The sequence below is a fragment of the Bremerella sp. JC817 genome (assembly GCF_040718835.1).
GTDB lineage: Bacteria > Planctomycetota > Planctomycetia > Pirellulales > Pirellulaceae > Bremerella.
Genome location: NZ_JBFEFG010000234.1, coordinates 1 through 16,185 on the forward strand (window position 1 = coordinate 1; position 16,185 = coordinate 16,185).

At 56.8% G+C, this 16,185-nt stretch carries 16 protein-coding genes; 1 reads left to right on the forward strand and 15 read right to left on the reverse strand.

What is annotated here, in order from left to right:
• Positions 1-420: 420 nt before the first annotated feature.
• The 13 genes from AB1L30_RS01335 to nadC all read right to left on the reverse strand — a co-directional run bounded on the left by AB1L30_RS01335 (position 421) and on the right by nadC (position 13,056).
• Positions 421-1,521 (reverse strand): DUF3524 domain-containing protein, encoded by a 1,101-nt coding sequence (locus AB1L30_RS01335; protein ID WP_367011527.1) that lies wholly within the window; start codon positions 1,519-1,521, stop codon positions 421-423.
• 59 nt (positions 1,522-1,580) lie between these two features.
• Positions 1,581-2,102, reverse strand: a complete 522-nt coding sequence (locus tag AB1L30_RS01340) for a tetratricopeptide repeat protein (protein WP_367011528.1) — start codon at positions 2,100-2,102, stop codon at positions 1,581-1,583.
• Between the two features lie 13 nt (positions 2,103-2,115).
• Positions 2,116-4,281, reverse strand: a complete 2,166-nt coding sequence (locus AB1L30_RS01345; RefSeq protein ID WP_367011529.1) for a hypothetical protein — start codon at positions 4,279-4,281, stop codon at positions 2,116-2,118.
• 25 nt (positions 4,282-4,306) lie between these two features.
• On the reverse strand, positions 4,307-4,975 hold the full coding sequence (locus AB1L30_RS01350) for a hypothetical protein (protein WP_367011530.1): 669 nt from the start codon (positions 4,973-4,975) through the stop codon (positions 4,307-4,309).
• 61 nt (positions 4,976-5,036) lie between these two features.
• Complete coding sequence (pilO, locus tag AB1L30_RS01355; protein ID WP_367011531.1) at positions 5,037-5,579, reverse strand: type 4a pilus biogenesis protein PilO; 543 nt, start codon at positions 5,577-5,579, stop codon at positions 5,037-5,039.
• A 2-nt stretch (positions 5,580-5,581) separates the two neighbouring features.
• Positions 5,582-6,313, reverse strand: a complete 732-nt coding sequence (locus AB1L30_RS01360; RefSeq protein WP_367011532.1) for a hypothetical protein — start codon at positions 6,311-6,313, stop codon at positions 5,582-5,584.
• Positions 6,310-7,377, reverse strand: coding sequence for a pilus assembly protein PilM (gene pilM / locus AB1L30_RS01365; protein WP_367011533.1), 1,068 nt, complete (start codon positions 7,375-7,377; stop codon positions 6,310-6,312). Before pilM ends, AB1L30_RS01360 begins: the two co-directional genes overlap by 4 nt.
• A 65-nt stretch (positions 7,378-7,442) precedes the next feature.
• Entirely contained in the window at positions 7,443-8,069 is a 627-nt protein-coding gene (locus AB1L30_RS01370) for a prepilin-type N-terminal cleavage/methylation domain-containing protein (protein ID WP_367011534.1), read from the reverse strand.
• 7 nt (positions 8,070-8,076) lie between these two features.
• Positions 8,077-8,319, reverse strand: coding sequence for a hypothetical protein (locus AB1L30_RS01375; protein WP_367011535.1), 243 nt, complete (start codon positions 8,317-8,319; stop codon positions 8,077-8,079).
• Positions 8,320-8,340: 21 nt separating this feature from the next.
• On the reverse strand, positions 8,341-10,548 hold the full coding sequence (locus AB1L30_RS01380; RefSeq protein ID WP_367011536.1) for a LamG domain-containing protein: 2,208 nt from the start codon (positions 10,546-10,548) through the stop codon (positions 8,341-8,343).
• Complete coding sequence (locus tag AB1L30_RS01385; protein ID WP_367011537.1) at positions 10,545-11,336, reverse strand: hypothetical protein; 792 nt, start codon at positions 11,334-11,336, stop codon at positions 10,545-10,547. The genes AB1L30_RS01380 and AB1L30_RS01385 overlap by 4 nt, the downstream gene beginning before the upstream one ends.
• Entirely contained in the window at positions 11,329-11,943 is a 615-nt protein-coding gene (locus tag AB1L30_RS01390) for a type II secretion system protein (RefSeq protein ID WP_367011538.1), read from the reverse strand. Before AB1L30_RS01390 ends, AB1L30_RS01385 begins: the two co-directional genes overlap by 8 nt.
• Before the next feature lie 189 nt (positions 11,944-12,132).
• Positions 12,133-13,056, reverse strand: a complete 924-nt coding sequence (nadC, locus tag AB1L30_RS01395) for a carboxylating nicotinate-nucleotide diphosphorylase (protein WP_367011539.1) — start codon at positions 13,054-13,056, stop codon at positions 12,133-12,135.
• Between the two features lie 106 nt (positions 13,057-13,162).
• Between nadC and AB1L30_RS01400 the strand changes: the two genes are divergently transcribed.
• On the forward strand, positions 13,163-13,594 hold the full coding sequence (locus tag AB1L30_RS01400; RefSeq protein WP_367011540.1) for a helix-hairpin-helix domain-containing protein: 432 nt from the start codon (positions 13,163-13,165) through the stop codon (positions 13,592-13,594).
• A 7-nt stretch (positions 13,595-13,601) separates the two neighbouring features.
• Here AB1L30_RS01400 and AB1L30_RS01405 read toward each other — a convergent pair whose 3' ends face one another.
• Together AB1L30_RS01405 and AB1L30_RS01410 are read right to left on the reverse strand one after the other, a co-directional pair.
• Positions 13,602-14,531: a hypothetical protein gene (locus AB1L30_RS01405; RefSeq protein WP_345085784.1), complete on the reverse strand. Its 930-nt coding sequence runs from the start codon at positions 14,529-14,531 to the stop codon at positions 13,602-13,604.
• Between the two features lie 153 nt (positions 14,532-14,684).
• The gene (locus AB1L30_RS01410; protein WP_367011541.1) at positions 14,685-15,944 is read right to left on the reverse strand and encodes a PQQ-binding-like beta-propeller repeat protein; all 1,260 of its coding nucleotides are present in this window, start codon (positions 15,942-15,944) and stop codon (positions 14,685-14,687) included.
• Between the last annotated feature and the right edge of the window lie 241 nt (positions 15,945-16,185).

Here is a 16,185-nt window from a genome sequence, read left to right on the forward strand (position 1 = left end):
GGCTTCACCATTTTCCACTGCTCGTCGGTGAGCAGAACCTCACGCTTTCCAGCCATCGAAGGACTCCTTTCGATGGTAGGTGTAACGCAAATCGTTGCCTGGCGCAAGCTTATAACGTCAGGGTTTTGAAACAGCTTCTAGACGGATGCTGAAACACTGCATGCCATGCGGTCTGGGAATCTCGTGGGACTTTGCTCAAGTTCTCACGATGGAGAGAGCCACTTCCGCTGACCAAACGCAATCCTATCCCCAAATCGCTCCCCGAATCATCCCCAGAAAAGACCTGCGCCACAGCCAACTACAAACCAAAGGTGAGTGGATCGCCAACTGGCTGGAGAATTCGCACCGTCATATTTCAAAGCGAAAAGAAGTCACTTTTAACAATGGCTCTTCTGACTTCTAGGCTTAGTGAGTGTCCAACTACCGGCGCGTGATTCGTTCGGTTGCGGTGTCGTAGCTGGGGGCGAGGTTTGGCCACTGGAGGTTCTTGAGGCGTTGTTGGGCCTGGTGGGATTGTTGTTGGGCTTGCTGCTGGAACGATTGGTCTTGGGTCAGGTGCTGGATATGGCTGGCGAGACCGTTGGGCGTTCCGTCGTAGAGAAGATGCGACTGGTGGTCGACCAGTTCGGGATAGGCCAAGCGGTTGGGGAGCACGGGAATGCATCCTGCCAGAATCGCTTCGGCGGCGGAGATGCCGAAGAACTCGTGGATGGCAGTGGAAACGAAGAGATCTGCTTCCCTTAGAAGTGCCTGGTAGTCGGCGTGATTTGGCAGAAATCCCCACTGCTCGATCTGGTCTGAAAACATCTCCTGGGCTTCGGCGAAGATCGTCGGGCTATCGCGGAAACTTTCACCCACCACGCTCAGGCGAAAGCTCACGCCGTGATCGTTCAGTTGCTGGAGTGCGGCAAAGAAATCTTCCGGGTTTTTGTCTTGCTCCCAGCGGGCCGCCCAGACGATATGCGGACAATCGAAACGAGGCTGGGTCTCTCGCTTGGGACTAACCTCAAGGCCTGGCTGGGCGATCGTGCATCGCTGGGCAAGCAGGTCGATCTGGTCATCCAGGTGGTAATCGGGAAAGCGGGACAGGAACTGCCGGGTTGCCTGAAGGAACTCGTCGCGATGGTACTGCGAATTGAACCAGATCGCATCGGCGGCGAGCATCGACTGGAAGTTATCGAAGGCGTAGTGATAGTCACGTTGCGTGCGGAACTGATCGGGGTAGGTCAGCTGGTTTTCATGAAAGTAGAGGAGCGTCGGCAGTGGGCCGATCGCTTTCGGGGCCAGGCCGCGAAAGGCTGCCAGGTTCAGCATATCGGTGCAAAGCAGAAGATCGAAGTCGGTGCTATGCGCCTCGTGAAGCTGCTGGGCGAAGGTGATCGCCGCGTGCCGCATTCGCCACTTCCAGTGATGGGCCGGCAAGGTAAGGCAGGTCCAATCATGGCGACTTGCCTGGCTCCACCCGTCGAGGAAAGCACGATGGCTTCCGCCATAATAAGGTTCGAGGGCCAGGATCTTCATGCAAGTGGTCGAAAGGCAAGACTGCGGAACAATAGGTCATCTGTTCCGTAGCTTAGTCCCTAGCGAACGATGGTGCCAGTCTCGGGGCGGTCGAACTGGCTGAGCTGAATCAACGAGCTGTCCGGCGAGATCTCGGCGGCCCGCTGAAAGGCAAGCATTGCTCCGGCGGAATCGCCCGAGAATTCGAGGGCCATCGCATGCAAGTGATGCAGGTTGGCATCATTCGGGAAGTCGTTCAGCAGGTTCGCATAGATGGCCGCGGCATCATCGAACTCGTTGCGAGACATATGGACTTCAGCCTTCAGAAGAAACATCTCTTTGCAATCGGGATCGAGCTTGGCGACTTCCGAAAGTGCGTGCAAGCAATCGTCGTAGCGACCAGATTCGAGCATCGTCGAGGCTGCTTGAAGCCGCGTGGTGATATGTCGCTCGTCAACCAGTCGGCGAATTTCTTCCTTACGCTGCCGCTCCTCCTTGCCTGGATCCATAATCGCTTCACGCAGTTTGGGCGAGATCGCGCAGCCAGTGGTTTGGCTGATCAGCAGTGATGCGGCGAACAAAGCGAGAAGAAAACGGCGCATAGTTGTGGTTCGACTATTGATGGGCTTCGATCCGTGGATTGATCACCGGGTGTGGCGACGGAAATAGCTGCTCGGGATACAACGGCGGCGCGGGATCGATCCGATCGAGGTGCCATGGTGAAACCTCGACGCCGTGCGGATGATTCCACGGGGCCAGGCCTTCTTTCAGGTGCGTGTGAACCGAGCGATCTCCGAGGCCAGTTTGGGCAACGATCTTCTCGCGAAGGGCCACCGCTTCCAGGATCGTGTCGTCATAATGAATTGCCAGGTTGACGTATCGCAGTGCGGAGTAAGCATCGCCAGTCGCCCAGGCCGCGGTCGCTCGGCGGTAGTAGTTTCGTCCGATGTGGGCTTTGCTGAGTGGGCTCATCTTGTCGGCGCTGTATTCATGCTGCACCTCGAACAGGTCGCGAGCCTGTTCGCCATCTTGCGGGATGTTGCCTGGATCGACGATACGTGGCGTGATCAGAACAATCAGCTCCTGACGCTCCAGGTCTTCCAGCTTCGAGCGAAACAGCACGCCAACGCCTGGCAGACTGCCTAGCAGCGGAATCTGCGAACCACTCGTCTTTTGATCGCTTTTGATCAGACCACCGATGACGACCGTACGGCCATCGGGGCACATGATGTTGGTGGTGACCTGGGTGACCTTCTTATTGGGAATCGTCAGGCCTTCTTCGACGCGCACATCGCCGGTCGAGATTTCAGGATGCACTTCCAGTCGTACCATTCCATCGCTGGTGATAAAGGGACGCAAGCGAAGCTGCGTACCGACGTCGAGGAATTCAACGGTTTGCGTCGAAGCACTTTCGGTAACGGTCGTGCTGATATAGCCCTTCTGTTCACCGATCAAGACTTCAGCACGCTGCTTGTTCAGTACCAGAAGCTGCGGTGCGGCGATCACGTTGGTTTCACCGATCGTCTCCAGTGCTTCCACGAACAACGAAAGGTTGGCATCCAGGTAACCGAGTTTCAGCCCGCCATCCGCCATGTTGACCGTCGGAAGCGTACTGGATGGGAACTCGGAGATGATACGGATCGTGTTGCTTTGACGGAGGGCCTCGAAGCTAACGCCCATGTCGAGTGAGTCTTCCAACTGAACGCTGAGGATCATCGCTTCAATCGCCACCTGCAGCGGGCGGCAATCTAGTTCGAGGATGGCCTGATCTATCTTCTTCAGGTTTTGCTCGTAATCGCGAATGATCACGGTTTCTTCGCCGGCGTAGTCGTTCGCGCCTGAGCCGGTCGAATCCGCACCAATGCCAACCTTCGATGCGGTCGAGATACTGATCGAGCCAACGCCTTCGGTCAACAACGGTGTCAGCAGGGTCTGGACTTCCGAGGCCTGAATGTATTTAAGGCGATAGATCCGCGTGCCCATCTTGTCCTGCAGTACCTGCATGCCTTGGATATCCGCCGGGGTCCCGACGAAGATGAAGCCATCTTCTTCCTGCATGATGTAGCCGGTCGATTTCAAGATCGCGGCCAGTGCGGTGCGAACATCGACCTTGGTGAGCGATGCGGAAACGCGCCCTTGGACGTTTTGGCTCGGCAAGATATTCAGCTGACCTTGTTCGCTCAACAGTTCAATGACCTCGCGGATATCGCTGTCTTGAATCACGATCGTTAGCTTGTCGTCCCCTTCGTCGGGGATGATGCGTGGCTGCGATGGACTGGGCAAGTCGATCGGTTCTGGCGAAGGCTGATAGGCAGGCTCAGCGGTTGGGGTTGCAGGCGGCAACGCAGGTGGAGCGGCGTTCACGGCCGAGCCGGCGGCACCAGTCGGGTCGTTCTTTGACGTGGCGACTTCTTTCATCGAGTCGAGGGCTTTGTTGACCACGTCCCACGAGCGGTTTTGCTGTTCAGCCATTTGCTGTTGGGTCGCTTCGGCTCGCTCGAGCGTCTTTTTGATGGCATCCAGGTCAAACTGCTGGGTGTAATTGGGTTCCAGCGGAATCGTGGTCGGTGCCGTTGGTTGTGCGTCGATGTTGACGTTGGAAGTCAGATGCGTCGTCGGGGCAGGCTCTGGTTCGGCTGCGACGACAGGTTGCGGAATTGCCTGGGCCAGGAAGGTGGGCAGATTCCATTGAGAGAGATCGCACGACTCGAGGAAGATTGCCAGGGCAATCCCGCCGAGCGTGCTGATGAGCAGCAGCGATAGAATCAGGAGTTTCTTCATTCGACTTCCGTGTCGATAGCGGAGCTCAGTTCTCTGGGGGAAGCAACGTCCCGTTTCGCAGGACCAGTTTGCTACGTCCTTGTAGGCTGGTCTGATCCAAGTGCAACTCGTAGTTCTGCGTGGTCCCTCTCAGCGTGACTCCCCAGGGATGAACCTGAAGCAGCGTGAAGGTGGCCACCTGGCTTTCGCCACTAACTCTGTCGCCGAGGCGATAGTTTTGATTATTGATCCGGGCAATCGGCTTGCTGCCAACAATGACCGATGTCACTGCCAGGCCGGCCGCTTCCGGAGAAACGTCCAGTTGCCCTGGCTGATCTAGTTCGGCTGGAGTCGAGGTCACCGAAGTGGCCAGCGGTGTTGGATAGAAGGGATCGAAGCCCTCGCTATTGAGGGTTCCTGGTTCCATCCATGGATCCGCGGCGATCTGCTCGTTGACCTCTTTCCAGTTGCTCTTGGCGGTGCCGGAGGACGCAGCGACTGACGGACTGGCCGTCTTCAATGCGCCTGGCTGGGGAACCACCAGCGGCTCGACCTTCTCAGGCGTCGCGACACTATTCGAGGTGCCCACCCACTTTTGAATCAGCGGATACCAGAACCAGATGGCAACAGCCAGCAAGCCACCAAGGACGGCAGCTTTGCCCGGGTTCCGCTTGATTTCTTTGGTAAGTTGGGTGGTTACGTTCTTAAATTTCACGGTTCGGTCGAGACACCAGGGGGTCTCGTCTTTCGTGTTATCGGTTTACGGAATAGTCTTCCTAATGCGAATTCTTTACCGAGACCATAAAAGCCTCAAATTCTACCTCGCACGATAGCTCGTGGTTGGTGTCGTCGCTCGGTGCTAGCTCAATGCGTTCGACCCAGATTTGCTGCGGCATGGTTTCGATGCGGCGAATCAAGTCGTGAATCTCTTGGAATGTTCCTTTGCAGCCGAGTCGAACCGGAATACGCTGCAGGGCCTGCATCGATTCGATTTGGCCTGGTTCCAGGCGTAATGAGTCGGCGCCCGATTGTTTGGCTTGAGTCGAGACCTCGCCCAGAAGCTGGCTGAGTTCAAAGTTCACATTCTCGACCTCTGGCCATGTCGACGAGAACGCTTGCACCTCTTCCACTTCGGCCTGGTACTTATCGATTTGGGCTAGCAGTGATTGCTCTTGGCCGACCAGCGATAGCTTCAGGTTCAAGGCATCGCGTTTGGCCGAGATCGAACGGCTGATCGGTAAATAGACCAGCACGGCAAACGCTGCCACAAGACAAAGGCCAGCTACCAGCCAGGGTGTCGAACTCTTCGGCATCTGCATGACTAGAGGGCTCCTTCCGACGAGTTAGCGGTACTGAGAGCCTGGCCCAGCAAGTGTTCGAAGGCGGCGAAATGGCCACGCTTGATCCGCACATGAGCGGTGAAGGTCGACGACTCGCTGCCATCAGGGTTTTGTTGCGGATCGATCGATTCGATCTTGGCCGACTCGACCACTTCCGACTGGTGGAGATCGGCCAGAAATTGATAAAGCAGCGACGAGTCGCGGGTTGTTCCTTCCAGTTCGATCGAACATCGTTCGTTGCGAAGTTCCGTGATCAGCTTCTCGAGATCCCCCTTCAGTGGATCTCCTTTCGGCTCGACCGATCCTTTTTCCTTTGCTCCCCGAACAACCGGCGGGCCGGTCTGCTGGGTCGTCAATTGAATGCGAGTCAGCACGATATCGGCTGGCAGCGGATTGGTGATCGAGGCAATCACTTGCGACTTCGGATACGGGTGATCCATAAACGCGAGCAGGTTGGCATGATGTCGCAGTGCCGTAACTTCCGCCCGCTTGCGATCAACTTCCTGCATCAATTGCGAGATCCGTTCATGCTGCTTGTCGAGCGAAGCGACCTGAACGTTCAGCGTGTGCAGTTTGGCGAGTTGGAAGATCACGACGGTAACCATCACGCCGACAACGACTGCAGCCAAAACCAGTCTCGAAATGTTGCTCGAACTGCGCGTCCGTTTTTCGCGATACTTCTTCGGCAGAAATTCAATTTCGTGCAGGGTCATTTGGCTGCTCCCACTTGGCGAGCCGCAAGCCCGACGGCGACGTCCCATTGGCTACGTCGTCCGAAGCTTTGCGTGGCCTCGTAGATGCGGAGTGGGTCGCCGAGTTCGGTTTCGATCCCCGAAAGGCGTTCGATTTCATTACGCAGGGACTCGGTTGCTTCGCCACCGCACAGCACCACACGCACCAGCGGTTTGCCACGGAACGTCACGCTGTGGTAGCGAATGCACATCGCCAGTTCGTTCTGCAAGCGTTCCAGTTCGTCGCGCATCGCGTTCAGCACGCTGCGTTCCACTTCGGGCGTTTGCTGGCCTCGGCGGCGATCGGCGTTGTGTTTGCGAAGGTTGATCGCATCGGTCAGGCTCATGTCGAGTTGCCGGGCGACTGCTTCATCGAAGTGGCGACCGCCGACATCGATGTACTTCACAAACAACACCTGGCCCCCTTGGGCGATGATCACCAACGTATTGGTATAGCCGACATGAATGTACAAAACGCGATTTTCGTCGTCCGCTTCACGGCGATATTGCCGCGTGAAAGAACGGAGGATCGCCATCGGTTCAACATCAACCGAAACTGGCCGGAACCCGCTTTTCTCGCATTGATCGAGGATTGCTTCCAGCTTTGGCCGATAGCAGGCCATGATGATCACTTCTCGCAGCAGTTGCTCGCCCTGGCGGATTTCTTCCGATTCGAGGAAGCGGATTTCGGCGTCGATCATCGAATAAGGGATACGGTCGGCGGCCTCTTGATGGACGATATTGGCCAGGGCTTTCGAGTCGCTCTTGCCGACGCGGATGTTATGTAAAAACAGGTCACGCTGGTGGATGCAGATGATGGCGTCGTGGCCACGGAAATTGCGGCCGATGCGGGCATTCTGAAGTGTTTGGCCTAGCGCGGACAAATAGCCTTCGAAGTCTTTCTCGGGCGAGATATCTTCAGGCAGGTCGACGACGGCAGCTTCCTGGACCGACTTATAGTCCTTCGAAAACTGCACCATCTTGATGCTCTTCGAACCGATGTCGATTCCGATCGGATTGTAGCGAAACAGTGGAAGCCGAATCATGGGTCGTGCCATTGCCGAGAGGTGTCTGCTCCCTGGCTGGCCGAAACATGTTCAACCTTCCAGGATCAAGACGAACCATCGGCACCGAGTATGTTAGGAGCCTGCGTCGTGAATTCACCGATGGTTGCCAGCCCAGTCACGGGGTTCACCGAGATCGGTAAATAGATTTCCTCGGTCCCTGCGATGGAGGAAAGCCAGATAAGTGTAGGTTCCTCTCGCGTGGTCTGACCGAGTGTGTCGAATTCAATCGTCGTGACTGCCTCCGGCGTCGATTCGTCTGTAACGATCGCAACGATTGAAACGCGTGTCCCGACCTGGGGAAATTCGTCCAGCGAGACGATGAGGGAGGTCGGATCGTCGGAAGGCTTTCGGAAGGGATTATCGGGCAGCGTGTCGAGCGTATTGTTCGCCCCGGTATGGGTCAGAACGTACTGGTTCTGTGCCTCGTTGAAGGTAAGGCGATAGGTCGAACTGTTGGAGATCGCCAACGACCGGGAGTAGTCGAGATCGGCGACGATAATCTGGGCCGCTCCTTGTAACTGGTCAGGGGCCGCTGCCCCGAACTGAGGGATGACCACGGCCGCCAGGATGCCGAGAATCGCCACCGTGATCAGCAGTTCGATCAACGTAAAGCCGGCTCGGCCAGGCCGAGTCGGTGCAGCGTATTTCAGGGTTAGCTTGGGCGTGGCCATCTTGTGCCTATTTGGCGGCGGTCACTTGGACCTTGAGTTTGCCAGACTTCAGTAGCTCGTTTTGTTCGCGCAGAAGTTGATTCGATTCCTGCAGCAGACGAATCATTTGCTCTCGCTGCTGAACCGGGTTAGCGAAGGGCTGACGTGGCTCGGGAGGAGCGGCATCGCTCTGCGAGTACCACCAGCCCACGGCCAGGCACAATACGTTGAAAGCAATCAGCATTTGCCAACGGTTTCGCGATTCGTTCATTTCGGTTCCTTTCAAAGAGGATTACTGGCCGCGATCGTCTTGCCAGCGGACCAGTTCCCAGACAAGTCCGACGTCGCCATCCCCGACCTGATAGATCGGCTGGCTTGGATCAAGCCATTGATACGTCGGGACTTCATCTGGCAGCTTGATTTTGACTTTATCGATCAGGCGGCCGACCCAATAATCATTGAGCCAACTGGCGAAGTTCGCCGACGTGTTGGTCTGCCCCACGGCATTCACGAAATTGATGAAGTAATAGTACGAATAGTAGGCCAACGACGACCAGTCCGATCCGGCTTCCAGCTTAAATTCGTCGGCGAAAACCTGGCCGGCGATTTGAACTTGTCCATTGCTGTACAGTGGTTCGACCTCGAAGTCGCCAAACGCGGCGATGGCCCCATCAATTTGTACCTGAGTGCTTTGAGCGGCGTCGATGTCGTCGTTCGCGATTAAAGCCGGCAACTGGTAACGGGTCTCGTCCCCGTCCAGTGCTGGCAGGTCGACCCCCTTCACCGTCACGTTCGAGCCGCGCAAATGGATATCACTTCCGTTGTACTGGGCGATCAGGGTTCCCTCGATGTTCACATTGTTCTGCAACGTAACCGAGCCCTGGACACGAAAGATGCCGAGTGGATTGGTATCGATGTCGGGTGATAGCGTTTCGTTCTGCAGCGAAGAACTGACCAGGGGAATCGTGTATTCCTTCCCACCCGGAAAGAGGCGGTAGCCAGTCCCGCCGGTGGTGTTGCTTGGTGCGCTTGCCGACGTGGCTTGATAGTTCGTCGTGCAGTTGAGCTGACGGTTGAGCGTCAGCGCGGTACTAATGTCGTTGCGATCACTCGACAACGTGACCTCGCCTGCCATCGGACGATAGTCCTCGGTGCTGGCCGCGGCCAGCAAGGCGATGTCTTCCAGGTACCGCGATCGTGCCGTGCCGGGTGGATTGTCGCCGATCCAGGTCAACACCGAACTGGTCGATCTTGCGTCGCCATCGACGTTCCAGGAATCGGCCTGCACTCCATTGATGTAGATCTTGAGCGAGTTATTACTAGAACTAAACGTAACCGTGAGCAGTATCCAACGGTTGGCGTAGATCTTTCCGTTGCTGGGGATCTTCTCGTATTGATTGCTGGTCGTCTTCAAACGAATGCGCGGGTAGGCTTTCGATCCACGAAGCGTTGTGCTTAGCATCCACCAATGGTCATTCGAGTCCGTGCCAATAGCTTTCGAGATGATTCGAGCATCTTCATTGGTTCCGGTCATGCTCGTTGGAGCAATCCAGGCATTGATCGTGAAGTCGGTATTGCTCGGCAAGTCGAACCCGCCGAGATCGATGCGTCCGGAAACACCATCCAGAAAGACGGCCTTATTGCCTCCTCCGACGTCGTAGCCTGGAACGACACCTCCGCGATACGTTCCGTGTCGTCCACCCACCGAGTCGATCGCAACGGTCGCCGTCGAATCGGACTCGTTAAATCGCCACCAGTGGCGGATACCATAAGACGACAGCACGCTGGCCATGTTCGAGCTGGACGAATTCCCAGTCTGGTTGATGGCATAAACTTCTAGCCCAGACATCGCGCGGTTATGAATGACAATTTCATCAATCAAGCCCGAAAATGGCCGGTTGGTCTTCTGCCAGTCTTCGCACAGGTTCAGCGTACCGTTGATGAACGACTTGCCATGCACGCGGTTAGGAAGTTCAAGGTAAGAATCGCCGGTGCCATAGCTATAAAGCGAATGGCCGGCCGCGGCCTGGTACGAACTGGGATTGGTTTGCAGCTTCCGCCGAACTAATTGAACGACGGCGCGAATCGTGGATTGAGATCGAACGGTGGGCGACGCCGGATCGAAGGCATACCCAGTCGAAATGACAGTCACGCGGAACGGCTTCTCGGCGTAGTCGGCATCCCCTGGTTGCAGCCAGGGATCCCCCGTTTCATACCGAATTTCATACGAACGGTGGCTGCCAAGGCTCATCGTCAGGTTGGCGCCGACCCCGGGCCAGTCCGACTCGTACATCTCGCGCACGCCAGCTGAAATGCCCGAGATCGCCGCCTGGCGGGCATCGGCCTGACGGCTCATATTGCTCTGAATTTGGTGCGTGGTCGATTGGACACGCATCATCGAATACGACAACGCCAACGTTACCGACAACAGTGCCAGAACGATCACGATGGCGAATCCATCACGCCGAATCTTCTTCAGTTGGAAGCGAGGGCTCGTCATTTGGTCACCTGGTGATAAATCGCCGAGGAACCATAGAACGGAACCGCTTCATCCTGCATCGCACCATGCTGGGCGATGTTATCGTCGGGGACCAGTTGAAACTCGAAGTAGCACCAGACCTGCCGGACGCCTGCCTTCGACGAATAGATGCTGGTGGCCCACGGCAAGTCTTCCCAATCGGAACTGCCGGCCCGGGCTTCGGCTATTTCGACATCGGAAGGAACCACACGCGTGCGGAACCGGAGCGTGCTGTAGTAATGCGTCTGATGCTGACCGGCTCGGACGAGATCGCTGATTTCGATCACGTCGGCATCGGTGTCGTCGATCAGGCTTTCAATGAGCGTTCGCCAGGAAGAATCGCTTCCTGCTGCTGGAGCGGAACCAGGATCGGTCCCCGCCCGAATTTCAAGCAAGCGGTTCGGTTGGTCTGGATCGACGGCGAAGATCAACATCTCGTCGATTTGAGGATAGTCGGAAGTCGCGAGCCCCTCTGGCGACCAGATGGCAACGGCCTGAGGGAAGTCGTAGATCGAATCGTAATAGCGAATCGGCACGATCCCTGGGAACTGTTCCGTCGCGTGCGCACTTTGCATCGCATGTTCGATTCGCTGCAGGATGATGCGAGCATGCTGCCCCACCAGGTTCTTTTCCTGCGAGTAGGCATTCGCCATCTGCACCGACATGGCCAGCGAGCCAAACGACAAGCAAATAATGCCCATCACCGCGGTGGCGACCAGTAGTTCCGCCAGCGACAAACCAGGCTTCGAGTTGTAACGACGCTTAGCCATGTGCGGGGATGTACGAGATGACACGTTCGCGCTGTACGATCTGCCGCCAGTTGCCATCCAGGTTTCGGCGAAAGACTCGGCAAATTAACACGCGGTAGTTGGTGGGGTGATTGTCGGCAACTTGGACGGAGTGGTTGTTCTCGCTGAGATAAGCGACTTCCACGGTGCACCGCCAGTTGGCCAAGAAGTTGCTGCGAGGTTGAAATCCCGCAGGAAGCGTGTCGCCACTCGTATCGCAGGTCGAAAGCGTCTTGCCATCGATCCGAACTGGCGGCGAAGCGGAGTATTCGTTGTAGTCGTCGGTGTCGTCGAAACGGGAACGGCCGGGGCCGACCCGTTCGTCGGCCGAAGCCGACAGCGACGTTTGATAGGGCTGCGAACGAAGAGCTGGATCGACCCAGCTTTGGCCTTGAATCTCGTCGAGCATCTGCCGCGCCATGCCATCGGCGATGGTGATTTCTTCCTGCTCTTCCACCGAAGAAATGGTTGCCTCGACGCCTAACAGCAACACGCTGCTGGCGATCGCAACAATCGACATCGCCACGACCGCTTCCACCAGGGAAAAGCCGTGCCGGCGAACCATCGAATTGGCAACCACAACAGACATCGAAACGTTTCAGGAAAGCAATCAGGAAGCCCCATTTGTCCGTGGAGGCTTTCAGAGCGCGCAGGCTCCGCTGAAAACGTAGGTTCGCCCGAAGGTCCGTCAATTCGCACGCTGCCAGTAGCGACGAATATTGGGGAAATGAGAGGTGCTGTTGGGGGGAATGTTGCGAAAATGCAACATCCAGGCCGATCAAGCCCAGTCGTAGCCAAGGTCGACGTTCACCGCCGAATGGGTCAGTGCCCCGACGCTGATCCGATCGACGCCCGTTTCGGCGATTCCACGGATCGTTTTCAGATTGATGCCGCCGGAGGCTTCCAGTTGAACTTCGGGGGCCACCTGGTCGCGAAGCTGAACGGCTTTGGTCAGGGTTTCGCAGTCCATGTTATCCAGCAGCACGATATCTGGCTGGCTTGGTAGAACCTGCTGAAGCTGCTCGAGTCGGTCGACTTCGATTTCGATAATGCGGCGATTACCTTCGGCCTCGCCCAGTTGGTCGATCAGAAACTGGCGAACGATGCCGACCAGATCTCCCAGTTGCGCCGACTTGCCGGTCGACTCGGTGTACCAGGCGAGGTGGTTATCTTTCAGCATCACGGCCTCGTAAAGACCATTGCGATGATTCGTTCCGCCGCCGCAGTTCACGGCGTACTTCTCGAGCCGCCGCCAGCCTGGTGTGGTCTTGCGAGTGTCGTAGACCTTCGCTTTGGTCCCTTCCACCTGGCGAGCGTAGGTCCGGGTCAGCGTGGCGACACCCACCATGCGGCCCAGGAAGTTCAGCACGACCCGTTCGGTGGTCAGCAGATCGCGAACGCACCCTTTCAGCGTGATCAAGCGATCGCCTGGCTCGATCGCCGCGCGGTCTTCGCGGTGGAAGGTCGCTTCGATCTCGAGTTCCAGTTCTTCGATCATCAGCGGGATGATCGGGCAGCCGGCGAGAACCCCTTCCTGGCGAGCCACGATGTGGACTTCGCCGGTCGCCGATTCGGGAATCAAGCTGAGGGTCGACCAGTCGTGCTCTCGCCCCAGATCTTCGCGAACAGCCAGTGCCAGAAGTTGTCGGCAATCGTCTTGAATCAGGTCGTCCCATGCGACCTGGTGAAATTCCTTGGCCATAGATCACGTACTTTTTCGGGGCAAAATGGGGATGGCGAGGCAGGAAAGTCGCTCGCTTCGGCTCGTTTCATTGTCGATAATCGAGGCGAGACCACCAAGGGGTGCCATGGGCAAGCGAACGCAAAAACCGAAAGAGCGATTGTTTCTGCGGTGGGTGCTGCGCCGTGGCGACCAGCTTTTGGTTGCTTCGATCTTGATGGTCGCCGTCTCGCTGGGCGGCATCTATTACGGCGTGCAGCGGATGCGTTCGGTGGAATTCATCGATATCGACGAAGCCCCGGCCGCCAACTATGCCTTCATGGTCGATCTGAACCAGGCCGATTGGCCAGAACTGGCCCAGTTGCCGGGCATTGGCGAGACGCTGGCCAAGAGAATTGTCGAGTCGCGAGAAATGCAGGGACCATTTCTCGATCACTCCGACTTGCAGCGAGTCCGGGGCATTGGGCCGCGGACTGTCGAGTCGCTGCGAGACTTTCTGCTACCGATGCCGCAGGCAGAGGCGATCGCCGTGGATGCCTCTGCTCAGCCGGCCAGTTAGCGGTCGATTAACGACGACCGACGTAGAAGCCAGGATCGTCGATCACCCATGGGGTCGACCAGCTCTTGCCGTTGTCGTAGTTGAAGACGTTGAAGAACATGCCGCTGACCGATTCGATCTTGTAGTTGTACGGCAAGTACGAAGCGACCAGGTCTTTGCCGGTCAGGGCGTCAGCACCTTGCGACATGAAGTAGTGGCACCGGCCATCCGGCGTGAACGACATGCCGATGGTCCACCAACCGAGCTGTTCGGCGGTAACTTTCGGGCCGCGTACGTCACCGTGAGGTGCCCCACGGATGATCCACTGGGCGGTTGGTTCTTTGTCCGAGCCTGGTTTGGCTGGCTGGAATTCGAGGAAGATGCCGGGCCAGTTCTCTTCCGTTTCGGTCGAGTTGTAGCTGAACAGGCCGCCCCCCTTCTTCTTCGAGCGACTACCGATCGCGGTGGTGCGAAAACCGAATGTCGCTGCACCGGCGTGCTGCTCCCATTTATCAAATGGTGGCAGGTAGACCCGCGTCATGGCGCTTGGGTATTGGTTCACCGAGTAGCGACCTGGCACGCGGCAGATCAGATCGTCTTGGCCCAGTTCGTTGCTGGCACGAAACGGAACGTTCGATTGCAGCGTCATCATCAGCAAGGCACCCTTGCTGCCAGGGATTCCACCTTCTGGCGTTTCGACGCGGCGGATGTAGTCTGGATGACCACGCTTGCTGCTTTCCGCCCACAGCTTGTTCTTCGAGATGCCACCCGGCAGGCGAACGTTGTTGTCTTGTTCGTGGCTCGACTTGGGATGGTTGTCGGTGTATTCCCATTCTTCATCTTCCAGGTCGTCGAACCAGATCCGTTGCCCCTGACCAGGGACGACTGGATTTTGGGCCCAAACAGTCGACGTCGTAAAGAGAGACAACACAAACAGAAACGCGAAGCAAATACGCATGGAATGATCGGCTTTGCTAGCTGGTGGCGGTGGTGGTATTTCGTACGAATCAGGGGAATCCTTAGGGCTCTTATCGGCCCTAAGGTAACGATTGTTCAGAAAATACCGGCACATGCTACCCCTGACCTGGATTGATTGGCACAGGGGAAGAATCTACTCGCTTCCGATCGCCCACAGGGCATCGAAGGTTCGCAGGTAGATTCGACCATTGCTGAAGACCGGGGAAGCCGCAATCGCTTCGCCGATCTCGTTCTGGGCTAAGATCTTGAATTCTGGGCCTGCTTGCACCACGGTGACAACCCCGTCGCGACCGGTTAAATAGAGCTTGCCATCCGCAAAGACCGGCGAAGAACGGTGACGGATACGGTTGGTACGCTCTTCGTACAACTGCTTGCCGGTCTCGCGCTCCAGAACGATCAGGTTGCCATTCTCTCGGCAAAGATAGACGTAATCTCCCACGATCAGTGGCGATGGCACGTCTGGGGTTACTTCATGGGTCCAGAAGTAGTTGTCCTTCTTCTCGGTGATGTTGCCTTCGCCGGTTGTTTTTACGGCGACGGTGATCCCTCGTTTGGCGGAAGGGACGATCACCATGCCATCTTTCGCGACGGGGGACGAAACAAAGCGAAGCGTCACGTCGTAGCGACCAGGAGGATGCAGTCCGCCGACTCGCCACAGTTCCTTGCCGCTTTCCAGGTCATAGGCGATCGAATAGTCGGCACCATGCGTCAGCAGGAACTTCGCTTCTTTGCCGTCGTAAACAATCGGCGAAGCATAGCTGTGCTCGCACTCTTGCCGGGCATCGCTCGGACGGCTGACTGCCCAGGCTTCTTTGCCGGTTGCTTTGTCAAGTGCGACCACCTTGGCTCCGCCACTGTGGATCAACTGCAAGTAGATTTTGTCACCATGCAGTACTGGCGTGCTAGTCAGGCCGAACTGGATATCGAACTTGCCATACTTCTCTTGAACATCGATCTGCCAGATCTCGTTCCCTTCCAAGTCGAAGCAGCCGAGCGAACCATTCGCGAAAAACGCCCACACATGCTCGCCGTCGGTCGAAGGAGACGGAGCAGCCGAGTTGCCTTCGTCGCCGCGGACATCGCGGTTTCCGCTACCCAGCTTACGACGCCACTTCTCTTCCCCTTCGGTCGAGATGCAGAGCAGCACCAGATCGTTCTCGGCGACTGAAGTCAGGAAGATGTTGTCTCCCCAGACGACCGGGGTCGAGCCGGCGGCACCCGGCAAAGGCAATCGCCAGGCAATGTTCTTTTCAGTGCCCCACTCGACCGGGACATTCGTTTCGGAACTGATGCCTTGATTTTCAGGGCCTCGCCACGATGGCCAGTTTTCGGCCAAGGCTGGAGCAGCGATGATGGTGAAGAGAAGAAACAACGTGGGCGGGATCATTTTCATGGATGAAGTTCCGTCAGAATCCAATGGGACGGGCTGGGGTAGGTTTTCCCGTATTATAAGGGCGATTCGTCCAAAAAATTGGCCGAATCGGACCGACTTACATCAGACCTTAGGATTTTGGCCCAGGAAGTGCGGACAGGGAAAGTTTGCGGCATTATGTTAAGGCGGTCAAGAGTTTGCGTCGTTCGCAGGTCCGAAGTTGCCTGAACTAAAATAAAGTGAGTGAAAACAACTCCTTTGA

What these genes read in the sequence shown, in the direction of transcription:
- pilO (WP_367011531.1), bottom strand. Translation starts at nt 5,579, where the DNA reads ATGCAGATGCCGAAGAGTTCGACACCCTGGCTGGTAGCTGGCCTTTGT.
- AB1L30_RS01410 (WP_367011541.1), bottom strand. Translation starts at nt 15,944, where the DNA reads ATGAAAATGATCCCGCCCACGTTGTTTCTTCTCTTCACCATCATCGCT.
- AB1L30_RS01385 (WP_367011537.1), bottom strand. Translation starts at nt 11,336, where the DNA reads ATGGCTAAGCGTCGTTACAACTCGAAGCCTGGTTTGTCGCTGGCGGAA.
- AB1L30_RS01360 (WP_367011532.1), bottom strand. Translation starts at nt 6,313, where the DNA reads ATGACCCTGCACGAAATTGAATTTCTGCCGAAGAAGTATCGCGAAAAA.
- AB1L30_RS01340 (WP_367011528.1), bottom strand. Translation starts at nt 2,102, where the DNA reads ATGCGCCGTTTTCTTCTCGCTTTGTTCGCCGCATCACTGCTGATCAGC.
- AB1L30_RS01400 (WP_367011540.1), top strand. Translation starts at nt 13,163, where the DNA reads ATGGGCAAGCGAACGCAAAAACCGAAAGAGCGATTGTTTCTGCGGTGG.
- AB1L30_RS01345 (WP_367011529.1), bottom strand. Translation starts at nt 4,281, where the DNA reads ATGAAGAAACTCCTGATTCTATCGCTGCTGCTCATCAGCACGCTCGGC.
- nadC (WP_367011539.1), bottom strand. Translation starts at nt 13,056, where the DNA reads ATGGCCAAGGAATTTCACCAGGTCGCATGGGACGACCTGATTCAAGAC.
- AB1L30_RS01390 (WP_367011538.1), bottom strand. Translation starts at nt 11,943, where the DNA reads ATGTCTGTTGTGGTTGCCAATTCGATGGTTCGCCGGCACGGCTTTTCC.
- AB1L30_RS01375 (WP_367011535.1), bottom strand. Translation starts at nt 8,319, where the DNA reads ATGAACGAATCGCGAAACCGTTGGCAAATGCTGATTGCTTTCAACGTA.
- AB1L30_RS01370 (WP_367011534.1), bottom strand. Translation starts at nt 8,069, where the DNA reads ATGGCCACGCCCAAGCTAACCCTGAAATACGCTGCACCGACTCGGCCT.
- AB1L30_RS01405 (WP_345085784.1), bottom strand. Translation starts at nt 14,531, where the DNA reads ATGCGTATTTGCTTCGCGTTTCTGTTTGTGTTGTCTCTCTTTACGACG.
- AB1L30_RS01380 (WP_367011536.1), bottom strand. Translation starts at nt 10,548, where the DNA reads ATGACGAGCCCTCGCTTCCAACTGAAGAAGATTCGGCGTGATGGATTC.
- AB1L30_RS01335 (WP_367011527.1), bottom strand. Translation starts at nt 1,521, where the DNA reads ATGAAGATCCTGGCCCTCGAACCTTATTATGGCGGAAGCCATCGTGCT.
- pilM (WP_367011533.1), bottom strand. Translation starts at nt 7,377, where the DNA reads ATGATTCGGCTTCCACTGTTTCGCTACAATCCGATCGGAATCGACATC.